This is a genomic window from Blastococcus sp. CT_GayMR20, from assembly GCF_004570345.1.
This window is the reverse complement of sequence record NZ_SPQM01000037.1, coordinates 24,881-38,040: the sequence shown is the minus strand read 5'-3', so window position 1 is coordinate 38,040 and position 13,160 is coordinate 24,881. Positions and strand designations below refer to the sequence as shown.

The following is a 13,160-nucleotide window of genomic DNA, read 5'->3' as shown; positions in this document are numbered from 1 at the left end:
ACGTCTGCCCCTCGGGCATAGCCTGGACAGCGGGCCGGGTCAGCCCGGCCGGGCCCGATCGCCGCGGCAGCGCGGCCGAGCGAGGAGACCTCGCGATGTCCACAGCAGACGAACCTCGGCCGCCCCGGCCGGACCCGGCGGACCGGCCGGCCAGGCCGACGCGGTCGCCGAAGCAGATGCGCGCCTTGATCGTCGGCACCATCGTCGGCGGGATCGTGCTGGTCTTCGCCTTCATGCTGATCGTCAGCCAGTGCGGAACCGGCGCGGACGGCGAGATCTACGGAGCCGGCCAGGCCGCCGTCTCAGCGGTGTAGCAGGGCGAACGTCGCGACCGCGTGCACGAGGCTGCGGCCGTCCTGCTCCACGTCGGCCTCGCAGACCGTGAGGTGCTCCCCCTTGGTGCGCAGCCGCGCGGTGACCTCGAGCGGTCCCGGCTTCCCCGGCCGAAGATAGGTGACGGTCAGCTGGCTGGTCGCCGGCACGTCGCCGTCGTCGGTCGCGCTCCGGACGGCGGTGCCCATCGCGGTGTCCACCAGCGTCGCCAGGACGCCGCCGTGGAGGGTGCCCGCGGGGTTCAGGTGCTCGTCGCGCGCCTCGAAGAGGATGCGGGCCGACCCGTCGTCGGCCTCCTGCACCTCCACGCCCAGCCGCTGCGCGAACCCACCCGGTCCTGACTCGTCTGCCACCGCCCGCCCCTACCCGGTGGACGCCCGTCCACTCGGCGTCCCGAGTGCTCCGCGTCCGTCGGCGGGCCACTCGTCGTTCGTCGCCACCGCGACAATAAGTTTCCGGGATCTGTCGATCCGGGCGACGGCTGTTCGACGTGTGTGTAGAACGGGCTCCGCGCCGGTCAGCACGACCAGCCCCCGTTCCCCAGCGAAGGAGACCGCGATGCGTTTCATGGTGATCGTCAAGGCGACCGAGGCGAGCGAGCGGGGCGAGATGCCCAGCACGGCGATGCTCGAGGCGATGGGCGCCTACAACGAGGAGCTCGTCAAGGCCGGCGTGATGCTCGACGGTGACGGTCTGCGGCCCAGCTCCTCCGGCGCGCGCGTGCAGTTCGACGCCGACGGCAACGCCACCGTCATCGACGGTCCGTTCACCGAGACCAAGGAGCTGGTGTCGGGCTACTGGGTCTTCGAGGTGTCCTCCCGCGAGGAGGCCCTCGAGTGGGCGAAGAAGGCCCCCTTCCGCGGCGGCGAGCTCGAGATCCGCCCGTTCTCGACCGCCGAGGACTTCGGTGAGGCGTTCACGCCCGAACTCCAGGAGAAGGAGAACCAGCTGCGCGAGACCGTGGCGCAGCAGGGCGCATGACGTCGCCTCCCGCCCGGACGGCGTCGACGACGGATGTGCACCGCGTCGTCGACGCCGTCTGGCGCATGGAGTCCGCCCGCATCGTCGGCGCACTCACCCGCGTGACCGGCGATGTCGGCCTGGCGGAGGAGCTCGCCCAGGACGCCCTGGTCGCGGCCCTGGATCAGTGGTCCGGCACCGGTGTGCCGGCCACGCCCGGGGCGTGGCTGATGGCCACCGCGAAGCACCGGGCGATCGACGCCTTCCGGCGGGCGGAGACCCTGCGGCGCAAGACGGCGGAGCTGGGTCGCGACCTGGAGGAGGCCGAGGAGCCGGACTGGGCAGCCGCGCTCGACGAGGTCGTCGAGGACGACGTGCTCCGGCTGGTGTTCATCTCCTGCCACCCGGTGCTGTCCCGCGAGGCGCGGGTCGCGCTGACCTCCGGCTGATCGGCGGGCTCACGACCGACGAGATCGCCCGGGCGTTCCTGGTCCCGGAGAAGACGCTGGCGCAGCGGATCGTGCGGGCCAAGCGCAGCCTCGCCGCCGCGCACGTCCCCTTCGAGATGCCGGCGGGGCCCGAGTTCACCGCGCGCCTGTCCTCCGTGCTCGAGGTGATCTACCTCGTCTTCAACGAGGGCTACTCGGCGACGGCGGGGGAGGACCTGGTCCGCCCGGCACTGTGCAACGAGGCCATGCGGCTGGGCCGCATCCTCGCCGGGCTGACCCCGGAGCAGGCCGAGGTGCACGGCCTGGCAGCGCTCATGGAGATCCAGGCCTCGCGGCTGACCGCCCGGGTGAGCCCGTCCGGGCAGCCGGTGCTGCTCACCGAGCAGGACCGCGGCCGCTGGGACCGGGTTCTCATCACCCGCGGCCTCGCCGCGCTCGCCCGCGCCGAGAGCCTGGGGACGACGCTGGGCCCCTACGCGCTGCAGGCCGCGATCGCCGCCTGTCACGCCCGCGCGCGCTCCGTCGAGGAGACCGACTGGTCGCGGATCGCCGCGCTCTACGAGGCGCTGGCCGAGATCTCGCCGTCCCCGGTCGTGGAGCTCAACCGGGCCGTCGCGGTGTCCCGCGCCTACGGGCCGGCCGCCGGTCTCGAGCTGGTCGACGCCCTCACCGACGTCCCGGTGCTGAAGGGCTACCACCTGCTGCCCAGCGTCCGGGGTGACCTGCTCGAACAGCTGGGACGACGGACGGAGGCCCGCGCGGAGTTCGAGCGCGCCGCCTCGCTCACCCGCAACGAGCGGGAACAGGCGCTGCTCCTGGCCCGCGCCGCCGCCTGCGGCCGGGAACTCGGGACCTGAGCCGGTCAGCTGCGGGTCAGCCGCTGGGCGTGGTCCTGCTCCGCGAAGTCCACCGGCGAGGGCCCGGACTCGATCAGCTGCCACGTCGTCCGGCTGCCCTCGGGGGTGTCGCCCCATCCGCGGGCCAGGACGTCGTCGACGAGCCTGCGCACCCGTGGCTCGTCGGCCGGGTCGGCGGCGAAGAGCAGCCGCAGGACCACCTCGGAGCCGTGCCGGTGGACCCGCGTGTGGTGCGGTGCCAGCGGGCACGGTGGCTCGTGGGTCCAGCTGCCGCACAGGGCGACCGTGATCGCGCCGCCGGGCGCGTTCTCGTCGCCGTCCGGATCGAGGACGAGGACGGCGTCGTGCGCGAACGGCTCCCGGGCTGTGTTCATCGCGGTTCCGGGACCTCGCCGCGGTCGGACTCGAGGACGACCCGCATGCGCTCGAGGGTCGTCCGCATACCGTCGTGCAGCGCCTCGCGGCGCACGCCACCACCGAAGATGTGCTCGATCACCAGCCATCCGAGGCGGCTGACCGGCCGCTCCACCGTGTAGCTCTCGGTCACGCGCGTCCCTCCCTGGACAGGTTCGAGACGGTAGCGCCACACGATGGTGCCCGCGAAGGGTTCGGTGCGTGCGAACGCGAACTCTCGGCCGGGGTCGGCGACCGTGACGACCGGCCGGTTCCTCCACGACCGCCCGTTCCCCGCCGTGTTCACCGCCTCGAAGCGGGCGCCCACCGCGGCGCGCGTCGCGCCGTCGAGCCATCGGGCAGAGGTGACCTCGGGACTGAACCGCGGGGTCCGGGTCACGTCCGAGACCAGCGCGTAGACGGCGGCCGGGTCGGCGCCGACGACGGTGCTGACCTCGTCGCGGTCGAGGGTCTGCATGGGGACTCCTCAGGGGGTGTGGGCGGACAGGAAAAGGTCGATCGCCGCGTCGGTGAGGCTGCTGAAGTCGCCGTCGGCGTAGCGCACGCCGGGCTGGTTGGCGAGCTGCTGGGAGATGAGCCCGGCGAGGACGACGGTGTAGAGCCGGACGGTCTCGTCGCTGTCGGCGCGGGGGGCGAGCTGGCCGAGGCGGACGGCCTCGGCGAACTCGGCTCGGACGTCGGACATCTCGTCGACGCTCGGTGCGAAGGTCGCGGCGGAGGGCTCGAACCCCGGCACCGGCCGCCAGTACAGGAGCTGCGCCAGCGCCGGGTGCTCGACGGCCCAGCGGACGACGGCCGCCGCACCCGCGCGGATCCGGGGGGCGCCGCGCGGCACGTCGGCGACCGCCGCGCCGACGGCGGCCTGCTGGAGCGCGAGGCCCCGGGCGAACAGTGCGTCGTACACCGCGTGCCGGGACGGGAAGTACTTGTAGAGGGACGGCCCGCGGATGCCCATGCGGCGGGCGACCTCGTTGATGCTGAGCGCGCCGACGCCGTCGGTGGTCATCAGCGCGACGGCGTGGTCGAGGGCCTCGTCGACGACCGCGGCCCGGCGGCGCTCGACGCGTCCGGTCGGGCTTGATGCGATAGCCACGGCTAGATGGTCTAGCCGATCGTCGCCGGCGTCAAGCAGGGTCAGTCCGGCTGGGCGTTCTCCGTGAGCGCAGCGAGCAGGCGGCGGAGGTCGGCGACGTCGGCGTCGGTGAGGCCGGCCTGCAGCCGACCGTCGAAGGAGGCCGCCGCCCGTCGGAGCCGCAGGAACAGTGCCTCCCCGGCTTTCGTCACGGTGACGTGCTGGACGCGGCGGTTGCCGTCGACCCGCTCGCGGACCACGAGGCCGGCGCGTTCGAGTGCGTCGAGGTGGTGGACCAGGGTCGGCTGTCGCACGCCGATCGCTGCCGCGAGGTCGCCCTGGGTGCGGTGTTCGCCGGTGGAGAGGGCGAGCAGGACCTGCCAGGTGGGGGAGGAGCCCCCGGCCGCCACGAGGACGTCGTCGAGTGCGCGGTTCAGCGCCTTGGCCGATCGGCCGATGAGAAGGCTGAGCGATTCCTCGGACGCGGCCACCGCGCGATCTTAGGCATCGAACGGTTAGCCATCTAAGACGGCTCGACGCGCAGCAGGAACGAGCGCACGGCGAGGTGGTGGGACAACTGCTCGCGGTGCTCGTCGCAGGCGGTCCAGACCTTCTCCCGGTCGGGGGTGTGCACCCGCGGGTTGTTCCAGATCAGCCGCCAGGCGGCCGGTTCCCGGCACCCCTTCGCCGAGCAGACCGGCTTCTCGGGTCCCGTCACGGGAGCCGGTCCAGGAGGGTCCGCGCCAGGGCGACCGCGGCGTCGTCGACCGGCTCGGTGCCGGCCGCGCTGCGCAGCCAGGCGGACAGCGGTGCGGCGACGGCGGGGGAGAGGACGGCGATCCACGCGGCGGAGCGGGCGCGGGCCTCCGCGACGTGCTCGGTGGCGCCGTCCGCGAGATGGGCCACCACCTCCGGCCGGGTGGCGAGCAGTCCTCGGGTGCGCCAGTCGCCGGGTGTGGTGCGACCGGCGAGCAGGTCCAGCCGGTCGGCCGCCGTCCGGAGCAGGGTGGCGTCGTCCGCTGTCACGCCGCCTCCCGGCGCATCGGCACGTGCGGGATGCCGTCCTCGACGTAGCCGGGCCCGCTGCGCCGGAAGCCGAACCGCTCGTACCAGCCCTCCAGGTGGGCCTGCGCCCCGAGCGTGATCGGGAAGCCCTCGCACAGCGCGATGCCCTCCTCCATCAGCTGAGCTGCGAGCCCGCGCCCGCGCGCGCTCGCAGCGGTGGCGACCCGCCCGATCGCCCGCGTCGCGCCGTCGTCCAGCACCCGGATGGTCGCGAGGATCCCGCCGTCCTCCTCGAGCCACAGGTGCACGGTGGCCGGCTCGGTGTCCCGGCCGTCGAGCTCGGGATAGGGGCACTCCTGCTCGACGACGAACACGTCGACCCGCAGCCGGCAGAGGCCGTAGACCTCGAACGGCGTCAGCTCGGCGAAGGGCGCCCGACGCAGGCGCGGGGAACTCATGCAGCCAGTTGTAGCCGACGGCCCCTCCCGTGCCGCGGGCTGTGGCGGCCGGAGGGCATCATGATTAGGTGTGCCTTGCCTATTCGCAGGCCAGTCGACGCAGGAGGAACCACCACGTGACCACGGCCCGCCGGGCGATCGCCGGACTGCTCACCTCGGCCGGCGTCGCCGGTGCCCTGGCCGCCTGCGGGAGCTCGGAGGCGGCGGACGGCACGACGCTGACGGTCTACAGCGCCCAGCACGAGAGCCTGGTCCGCACCATGGTGGAGGGCTTCACCGAGGAGACCGGCATCGAGCTGGAGTTCCGCGACGCGAACGACTCCGAGCTGGCCAACCAGATCGTCCAGGAGGGCGACGCCTCACCGGCCGACGTCTTCCTCACCGAGAACAGCCCCTCGATCGACGTCGTCGACAAGGCCGGGCTCCTGGCGCCGCTCGACGAGGCCACCCTGCAGCAGGTGGGGGAGCAGTACCGGCCCGCGTCGGGCAACTGGGTCGGCTTCGCCGCCCGGTCGACCGTGCTGATCTACAACCCTGCCGAGATCACCGAGGCCGAACTCCCCGCGTCGATGCTCGACCTCGCCGCCCCGGAGTGGGAGGGGCGCGTCGCCATCGCCGCCGGCGGCGCCGACTTCCAGGCGATCGTCAGCGCCGTCCTCGCGCTCCAGGGCGAGGACGCCACCCGCGAGTGGCTGACCGGACTGCAGCGCAACGCCGAGGTCTACGCCAGCAACACCGCGATCATGAAGGCCGTCGACGAGGGCGAGGTCCCGGTCGGCATCACCTACCACTACTACTGGTTCCGCGACCAGGCGCAGGACGGCCTCATCGGCGACGACGCCGCGCTGCACTGGTTCGGCAACTCCGACCCGGGCGCCTTCCTCAGCGTCTCCGGCGCCGGCGTCCTGGCCTCCTCGGACCAGCCGGAGGAGGCGCAGCGCCTGGTCCGGTTCCTCACCGACCGGGAGGCGCAGGAGCGGCTGGCCGACAGCAGCGCGCTGGAGTACGCCGTCGGCACCGGGGTCGCCTCCGCCGACGCGTTGCCGCCGCTCGACGGACTGGGCGCGCCGGTCGTCGACCCCGGCTCCCTCGACGCGCCGCTCGTCACCGAGCTGATGCAGGACGTGGGGCTCCTCTGACCACCCCCGCGCTGCAGGTCCCGGCTCCCGGTGCGCCGTCCCCGGCGGACCGGGGCCCCGGCGCGTCCGGGCGGAGGCTGCGCCGTTCACCGGTGACGCTGGCGCTCGCGGTCGCCGTCGCGGCGCTGGCGCTGCTGCCGCTGGGCTACATCGCCTGGTACACGGTCGACCTCGGCTGGGCGGGCGTGCAGGACCTCGTGTTCCGGCCCCGCGTCGGCGAACTGCTGTGGAACACCGCCCGTCTCGTGGTCGGCACCGTGCTCTGCTGCGCCGTCCTCGGGGTCGGTGCCGCCTGGCTGGTCGAGCGCTCCTCGGTGCCGGCCCGCCGCCTCTGGCACGTCCTGCTCGTGGCGCCGCTGGCCGTGCCGGCGTTCGTGAACAGCTACGCGTGGATCTCGCTGCTGCCCGACCTCGACACCTACGCCGGCGCTCTCCTGGTCGTGACGCTGTCGTACTTCCCGTTCGTCTACCTGCCGGTCGCCGCGGCGTTCCGCGGCCTCGACCCGGCGCTGGAGGAGACCGCCCGCGGGCTCGGCCTCTCCACCGGGGCGGTCTTCCTCCGGGTGCAGCTGCCGCAGCTGCGGGTGGCCCTGCTCGGCGGCAGCCTGCTGGTCGCTCTGCACCTGCTCGCCGAGTTCGGCGCGCTGCAGATGCTGCGGTACCCGACCTTCACGACCGCGATCTACGACCAGTACCGCGCGACCTTCAACGGCCCCGGCGCGACCATGCTGGCCGGCGTCCTGGTGCTGCTGTGCCTTCTCCTGCTGCTCGCGGAGATCCGGCTGCGCGGCCGGCGGGGATACGCCCGCACCGGCCGCGGTGCCGCGCGCCCGGTGGTCCCGGTCGCGCTCCGCGGGCTCACCGCGCCCGCCCTGCTCGGCCTCGCGGCGCTCGTCGGGCTCGCCCTGGCGGTGCCCCTGGCCAGCCTGGGCTACTGGATGGCGCGCGGGGCATCCGCGGCCCTCGACTGGGACGCCCTGGCCACGACCACCGGGACGACGCTGGCGCTCGCGGCCGCCGCGGCGGCGGTCACCACGGCGATGGCGCTCCCCACCGGGTGGCTGGCGGTGCGGGCCCGCGGCCGGATCGCCACGCTGCTCGAGCGCAGCACCTACCTGGGCAGCTCCGTGCCGGGCATCGTGGTCGCCCTCGCGCTGGTGACCCTGAGCATCCGGGTGACACCGTGGCTCTACCAGACCGTGCCGGTGCTGCTGGCCGCCTACGCGATCCTGTTCCTGCCGCGCGCGATCGTTCCCGTGCGGGGGGCGGCGGAGCAGTCGCCCCCGCTGTACGACGACGTCGCGGCGTCCCTCGGCTCCTCGGCGCCGGACCGGCTGCGCCGGATCACGCTGCCGCTGCTGGCTCCCGGCATCGGCGCCGGGGCGGCGCTGGTCTTCCTCGCCGTGGTGACGGAGCTGACGGCCACCCTGCTGCTCGCTCCGACCGGAACGCGCACGCTGGCCACGGCGTTCTGGTCCGCCAGCAGTGCACTGGAGTACGGAGCGGCCGCCCCGTATGCCGTGATCATGGTGCTGCTCTCGGCGCCCGCTACCGTGCTGCTGTCCCGCGACGCCCGACGAGGTCTGACGACATGAGCTCCCTGACCGTGACGGACCTGACCAAGTCCTTCACCACCACCCCGGTCCTCACCGGGGTGGATCTGCACGTCCCCACCGGGAGCTTCACCGCGCTGCTCGGCCCGTCCGGCTGTGGCAAGACCACCCTCCTCCGGCTCATCGCCGGCTTCGACGACCCCGACTCCGGCACCGTCTCCGTCGGGGACACGGTGGTGGCCGGCGGCCCCGGGCGCAGCGTCGCGGCCCGCCGTCGCGGCATCGGGTTCGTGCCCCAGGAGGGCGGCCTGTTCCCGCACCTCACGGTGGCCGGCAACATCAGCTTCGGGCTGCCCCGGCGGCAGCGGCGCGACGGCGGCCGGGTCCGCGAACTGCTGGAGCTCGTCGGCCTCGACGCCGCGCTCGCCGACCGGTCCCCGCACCAGCTCTCCGGTGGGCAGCAGCAGCGGGTGGCCCTCGCCCGGGCGCTGGCGCCCGCGCCGTCCCTGGTGCTGCTCGACGAGCCGTTCTCCTCCCTCGATGCTGCCCTCCGGGAGGAGACCAGGCTTGCCGTCTCCGCCGCGCTCAGCGCGACCGGCGCGACGGCGGTGCTGGTCACCCACGACCAGGCCGAGGCGCTGTCGATGGCCGATCAGGTCGCGGTGCTCCGGGACGGCCGGCTGGTGCAGCTCACCGACCCGCGCACGCTCTACCGCAGCCCCCGCGACCTCGACGTCGCCACCTTCGTCGGCGAGGCCGTCGTCCTCGAGGCCGACGTCCGCGCCGGGACGGCGCACTGCGTCCTCGGTGCGCTGCCGGTCGAGGGCCCGCAGCCCGACGGCCCCGCCCGCGTGCTGCTGCGGCCCGAGCAGCTGCGCCTCGCCCCGGCGGTGGCGGGCACCGGAACGGCACGGGTCCGTAGCGTCGACTTCTACGGCCACGACTCCCGCGTCTGGCTCGACCTGGCCGACGGCCGCACCGTCAGCGCCCGGATCGACGGCGGCGACCTGCCCGTGGCCGGGGACGACGTCACCGTGACGGTGCGCGGCAGGGCGCTGGCCTTCCCGGCGGCCGGGCTCGACGTCCTTCCGCCGGTCCTGTCGTCCTGACGGCCGCGCCGACCCGCCACGACGACCGGCTGCGCAGCGCCCCGGTTAGGGATGCCTAAGCTCACCCGCGTGGACCTCTTCCTCTTCACCGTCGACCCGTCCTGGGGCCACGACGTCGTCGCGGCGGGCGCGGCCGGCATCGTCGTGGACTGGGAGCGCCGCGGCAAGGACCGGCGGCAGCTGGGGGAGGGCACCCAGATCAACTCCGACACCCCGGCCGACCTCGCCCGGATGCGGGCGGCGACCGACGGCCGGCTGCTGTGCCGGATCAACGGCCACGGTCCGTGGACCGGGGAAGAGGTCGACGAGGCGATCGACCGCGGCGCCGACGAGATCCTGCTGCCGATGGTGCGCACGACCGACGAGGTCGACCGCACTCTCGACCTCGTCGCCGGCCGCTGCGGGCTCGGCATCCTCATCGAGACCCAGGACGCCGTCGACCGGGCCGGCGCCCTGGCCCGCCGTCCCCTGTCGCGGATCTACGTCGGCCTGAACGACCTGCGCATCGACCGGCGGTCGGACTCCCTCTTCCGGCCGCTGACCGACGGCACGGTGGACGCCGTCCGCGCCGAGGTGGCCGTGCCGTTCGGGGTCGGCGGTCTGACGCTGCCGGGCTGCGGCTTCCCGGTCCCGGGCGACCTGCTCGCCGCCGAACTGGTCCGGCTGGGCACCGACTTCACCTTTCTCCGGCGCTCGTTCACCGCCGACATGGCCGGCCGTGACCCGTTCACCGAGGTCCCCCGCCTGCTGGAGTCCCTCGCCGCGCTGCGGGTCGCCGACCTCGGCGGCTCCCGCGAGAGGTTCCTGGCGGCGACCGGCGCGCCGGTTCCGGCTGCGCTCCCCGCGTGAGGGCGCTCGTCACCGGCGCCGGTGGCTTCGTCGGCCGGCACCTCGCCGACCGGCTGACCGCCGACGGCTGGGACGTCGTCCCGCTGACCCGCACCACCGTCGACCTCGCCGACCCGGTGGCGGGTGCTGCCGCGGTCCGCGCCGCCGACCCCGACGTCGTCTTCTCCCTGGCCGCCGGCCGGGCCAAGGCGACGGCCGCCGAACGGGCCGCCACGACGGCCGTCAACACCAGCCCGTGGCTGGTCGACGCGCTGCCCGACCGGTGCCGCGCCGTGATCCGGCTGGGGTCCTCGACGGAGTACGCGGCCTCGCCGGTGCCGCTCGCGGAGGACGCCGCACTGGAGCCGCGCGGCTTCTTCGGCGCGACGAAGGCCGCCGGATCGCTGCTGCTGCAGGCGGCCGCCGCCGAGCGGGGCGTCCGGGCCGCGGTCCTGCGTGCCTTCCAGGTCTACGGGCCGGGGGACCACCCGACCCGGCTGGTGCCGGTGGTCCTCGACGCCGCCCGCACCGGCGCGGCCGTGCCCCTGCCGGGCCGCCTCAGCCGCCGCGACTGGGTGTGGGTGGGCGACGTCGTCGACGCCTGCGTCCGCGCCGCGGCGGACGACGCCCTGCCGCCGGGCGTCGTCCTCAACGTCGGCACCGGCGTGCAGACCAGCACCGAGGAGCTCGTGGCGACCGCCGCGCGGGTGACCGGCCGGCCGATCGCCACTGTCGCCGGTGCCCACCCCGGCCGCGACTGGGACACCACCGACTGGGTGTGCGACCCGACGGCCGCCCGGAAGCTGCTCGGCTGGGAGCCGACGCTCGACCTCGCCGAGGGACTCGCCCGTACGTGGGCAGCGGAGTGACGGTCGCCGTCGTCGTCCCCGTGTACGGCAACGCGGCGACCCTGCGCCCCGTGGCCGGGCGCCTGGGCGCCGCGCTCGCCGGGCACGACTGGCGGCTGCGGCTGGTCGTCGACGCCTCACCGGACGACAGCGCTGCGGTCGCCGCCGACCTGGCCGCCGCCGACCCGCGGATCGGCGTCACCGTCCTGACCGTCAACGTCGGCCAGCACCGGGCGCTGGCCGCCGGGCTGGCCGCCGAAGGCGGCGCGGACGCCTGGGTCTGCCTCGACGCGGACCTGCAGGACCCGCCCGAGGCGGTGCCCCTGCTGCTCGACCGGCTGGCGCGAGGCGACGTCGCCGCGGTGTTCGCCGGACGACGGGGCCGCTACGAATCGCCGGTGCGGCGGCTCACCGGCACCCTGCACCGGGCGGTCGCTGCCCGACTCACGGGGCTGCCGGCCGACGCGGGCGCTTTCCTCGCCATGGACGGGCTGGTGCGGGCCGCCGTCGTGTCCGCGGTGGGCGAGGGTGCACCGAGCGTCGTCCTGGCCGTCGCGCGGGCGGGCCGGCCCGTGACCAGCGTGCCCGTCGCGCGCGACCGCCGTCCCGAGGGCCGGTCGGCCTGGACCGGCCGGAGCCGGGCGCGTCAGTCGGTGCGGTCGCTGGCCTGGGCCGTGCGCGTCCGCCGCTGACTCAGCGCTCCCAGAGCTGCAGGACCAGGTGGGTCTTGCTCGCGGAATAGTTCCAGACGTCGGTCCGGCGCAGGCCGGCCTCGCGCATGATCTCGTCGTCGTCCGTGGGCTCGGGCACGCCGTCGATCAGCCGGCGGATCAGCCAGACCCGGTCGGCATCGGCCGGGGCGTCGTCCGGGGGCAGCACGACGTCGGCGCGCAGCTGCGGCGCGAGGGTGCGTACGTAGTGGTCGAGCCCCAGCGCCGACCTCTGGTCCGCGGCGACGATCGGCTCGCCCGGCCGGTGCACCCCCGCCAGCGTCGCGACGAGCTCGTCCGAGCGTTCGCGCGGGCCCCGTTCGGCCATGGGCGCGCTCGCGAGCAGCGCGCACACCAGCAGCAGCGCGGCCACCGGGGCTCGCAGCCACCGCGGCAGGGCGAGCGCGCCGGCGGCGGCCAGGACGGCGAGCCCCAGCAGCCCGGTGAGCAGGTAGCGGGGGAGGTAGACCGGGCGGACCAGCTCGGCGGTGACGAGCAGGAGCAGCGGGACGAGCACCCACGCGCCGCCGACGACCCGGATGCCGCGCGCCCGGACCGCGCCCAGCACCGCCAGCCCGACGGTCAGGCAGAGGAATGCGGGCTGCCCACCGGCCCAGGCGGCGACGGCGAGGCCGGCCATCCGCGCGTCGGTGTCGAGCAGGTGCTCGGCGTTGCGCCCGCCCGTGCCGTTCAGGAGGTTCATCCCGATCAGCAGGGCGGGAGGCACCACCGCCGCCGCGCCGGAGAGCACCAACGGCAGCGCCCGGCGGCCCCGCAGCAGCAGGGCGGCGAGGACGAAGGCGGCCACGACGGTGACCCCGTACCAGTGGGCCAGACCGGCGCCGGCTCCGGCGAGACCCAAGAGCAGGAGACCGCGCGGCGGTTCCTGCAGCCAGCGCGCGAGCCCGAGGGCGGTGGCGCCGGTGGCCAGGACGGCGAGGCCGTAGCTGCGCGCCTCGACAGCCTGTTCCAGCAGCAGGGGGCTCGCCGCCCCCACGAACCCGGCGAGGACGCCGGTGGCGGCGCCCGCGAGCCGGGTGACCGCGCGGGTGAGCAGGGCCAGCCCGCCGGCGGTCGCCACGAGCGACAGGACCCGCAGCGAGGTGTCGGTGCCCAGGCCGGGCAGCGACAGCCAGGCGTGGGCGGCGACGTAGTACGGCGCGTTGTAGGACGGCGGGACCCCGTCGAGATAACTCGTGACGCCCTCGCCGTGCAGGATCGCCGACAGGATCTCGCCGAGCGGGCGGCGGGCGACCTCGGCGGTGAACAGCTCGTCGAACCACAGGCCGTGTCCCGGCCGGAGCAGGACCACGCCGAGGACCAGGACGCTCAGGGGCGGGAGCAGCTCGAGCGGCGACCAGCGCCGGGGCGCCGGGGACGGCGGGGCCGGCGCGGGAGAGAGGTCCGCCCGGGTCGCCGTCACGC

19 protein-coding genes are annotated in these 13,160 nt (G+C 75.0%); 10 read left to right on the top strand and 9 right to left on the bottom strand.

The features are described from left to right. The first annotated feature begins 95 nt into the window (after positions 1-95). The gene (locus tag E4P40_RS11160; protein WP_135158706.1) at positions 96-314 is read left to right on the top strand and encodes a hypothetical protein; all 219 of its coding nucleotides are present in this window, start codon (positions 96-98) and stop codon (positions 312-314) included. Here E4P40_RS11160 and E4P40_RS11155 read toward each other — a convergent pair. Next, positions 303-686, bottom strand: a complete 384-nt coding sequence (locus tag E4P40_RS11155) for a PaaI family thioesterase (RefSeq protein ID WP_135158705.1) — start codon at positions 684-686, stop codon at positions 303-305. The two genes, E4P40_RS11160 and E4P40_RS11155, sit on opposite strands and share 12 nt — an antisense overlap. A 205-nt stretch (positions 687-891) precedes the next feature. Here E4P40_RS11155 and E4P40_RS11150 point away from each other — a divergent pair, with 205 nt between their 5' ends. From E4P40_RS11150 to E4P40_RS28925, 3 genes are all read left to right on the top strand, one after another. Then, the gene (locus tag E4P40_RS11150) at positions 892-1,314 is read left to right on the top strand and encodes a YciI family protein (RefSeq protein ID WP_135158704.1); all 423 of its coding nucleotides are present in this window, start codon (positions 892-894) and stop codon (positions 1,312-1,314) included. Next, positions 1,311-1,742 (top strand): sigma factor, encoded by a 432-nt coding sequence (locus tag E4P40_RS28930; RefSeq protein WP_245160268.1) that lies wholly within the window; start codon positions 1,311-1,313, stop codon positions 1,740-1,742. The genes E4P40_RS11150 and E4P40_RS28930 overlap by 4 nt, the downstream gene beginning before the upstream one ends. A 71-nt stretch (positions 1,743-1,813) precedes the next feature. After that, the gene (locus E4P40_RS28925) at positions 1,814-2,599 is read left to right on the top strand and encodes a DUF6596 domain-containing protein (protein ID WP_245160267.1); all 786 of its coding nucleotides are present in this window, start codon (positions 1,814-1,816) and stop codon (positions 2,597-2,599) included. Between the two features lie 5 nt (positions 2,600-2,604). Here the strand turns inward: E4P40_RS28925 and E4P40_RS11140 are convergent, their stop codons facing one another. Genes E4P40_RS11140 through E4P40_RS11110 form a run of 7 tightly spaced genes read right to left on the bottom strand, consistent with a single transcriptional unit; the run spans position 2,605 to position 5,548 of the window. Continuing rightward, positions 2,605-2,973 (bottom strand): hypothetical protein, encoded by a 369-nt coding sequence (locus E4P40_RS11140; RefSeq protein ID WP_135158703.1) that lies wholly within the window; start codon positions 2,971-2,973, stop codon positions 2,605-2,607. Continuing rightward, the gene (locus E4P40_RS11135) at positions 2,970-3,470 is read right to left on the bottom strand and encodes an SRPBCC family protein (RefSeq protein WP_135158702.1); all 501 of its coding nucleotides are present in this window, start codon (positions 3,468-3,470) and stop codon (positions 2,970-2,972) included. The genes E4P40_RS11140 and E4P40_RS11135 overlap by 4 nt, the downstream gene beginning before the upstream one ends. A gap of 9 nt (positions 3,471-3,479) precedes the next feature. Then, positions 3,480-4,106, bottom strand: a complete 627-nt coding sequence (locus E4P40_RS11130) for a TetR/AcrR family transcriptional regulator (RefSeq protein ID WP_135158701.1) — start codon at positions 4,104-4,106, stop codon at positions 3,480-3,482. 41 nt (positions 4,107-4,147) lie between these two features. Then, positions 4,148-4,576: a MarR family winged helix-turn-helix transcriptional regulator gene (locus tag E4P40_RS11125; RefSeq protein ID WP_135158700.1), complete on the bottom strand. Its 429-nt coding sequence runs from the start codon at positions 4,574-4,576 to the stop codon at positions 4,148-4,150. A 32-nt stretch (positions 4,577-4,608) separates the two neighbouring features. Further along, entirely contained in the window at positions 4,609-4,803 is a 195-nt protein-coding gene (locus tag E4P40_RS11120) for a hypothetical protein (protein WP_135158699.1), read from the bottom strand. After that, positions 4,800-5,111: a hypothetical protein gene (locus tag E4P40_RS11115; protein ID WP_135158698.1), complete on the bottom strand. Its 312-nt coding sequence runs from the start codon at positions 5,109-5,111 to the stop codon at positions 4,800-4,802. The genes E4P40_RS11120 and E4P40_RS11115 overlap by 4 nt, the downstream gene beginning before the upstream one ends. Beyond that, positions 5,108-5,548: a GNAT family N-acetyltransferase gene (locus tag E4P40_RS11110; protein ID WP_135158697.1), complete on the bottom strand. Its 441-nt coding sequence runs from the start codon at positions 5,546-5,548 to the stop codon at positions 5,108-5,110. Before E4P40_RS11110 ends, E4P40_RS11115 begins: the two co-directional genes overlap by 4 nt. Before the next feature lie 116 nt (positions 5,549-5,664). Here E4P40_RS11110 and E4P40_RS11105 point away from each other — a divergent pair, with 116 nt between their 5' ends. The 6 genes from E4P40_RS11105 (at position 5,665) to E4P40_RS11080 (ending at position 11,717) form a co-directional block, all read left to right on the top strand. Continuing rightward, positions 5,665-6,687, top strand: a complete 1,023-nt coding sequence (locus E4P40_RS11105) for an iron ABC transporter substrate-binding protein (RefSeq protein ID WP_135158696.1) — start codon at positions 5,665-5,667, stop codon at positions 6,685-6,687. A gap of 92 nt (positions 6,688-6,779) precedes the next feature. Further along, positions 6,780-8,282, top strand: coding sequence for an iron ABC transporter permease (locus E4P40_RS11100; protein WP_209305270.1), 1,503 nt, complete (start codon positions 6,780-6,782; stop codon positions 8,280-8,282). Then, positions 8,279-9,349 (top strand): ABC transporter ATP-binding protein, encoded by a 1,071-nt coding sequence (locus E4P40_RS11095; protein ID WP_135158695.1) that lies wholly within the window; start codon positions 8,279-8,281, stop codon positions 9,347-9,349. The genes E4P40_RS11100 and E4P40_RS11095 overlap by 4 nt, the downstream gene beginning before the upstream one ends. Before the next feature lie 69 nt (positions 9,350-9,418). Then, the gene (locus E4P40_RS11090; protein ID WP_245160266.1) at positions 9,419-10,198 is read left to right on the top strand and encodes an aldolase/citrate lyase family protein; all 780 of its coding nucleotides are present in this window, start codon (positions 9,419-9,421) and stop codon (positions 10,196-10,198) included. Beyond that, a complete protein-coding gene (locus tag E4P40_RS11085; RefSeq protein WP_135158693.1) occupies positions 10,195-11,046 on the top strand; it encodes an NAD(P)-dependent oxidoreductase in 852 nt (283 codons plus the stop codon). Before E4P40_RS11090 ends, E4P40_RS11085 begins: the two co-directional genes overlap by 4 nt. Further along, complete coding sequence (locus tag E4P40_RS11080; RefSeq protein ID WP_245160265.1) at positions 11,031-11,717, top strand: glycosyltransferase; 687 nt, start codon at positions 11,031-11,033, stop codon at positions 11,715-11,717. Before E4P40_RS11085 ends, E4P40_RS11080 begins: the two co-directional genes overlap by 16 nt. Position 11,718: 1 nt before the next feature. On the opposite strand, the gene E4P40_RS11075 is transcribed toward E4P40_RS11080, so the two are convergent. Next, positions 11,719-13,158: a glycosyltransferase family 39 protein gene (locus E4P40_RS11075; protein WP_135158692.1), complete on the bottom strand. Its 1,440-nt coding sequence runs from the start codon at positions 13,156-13,158 to the stop codon at positions 11,719-11,721. Positions 13,159-13,160: the final 2 nt, after the last annotated feature.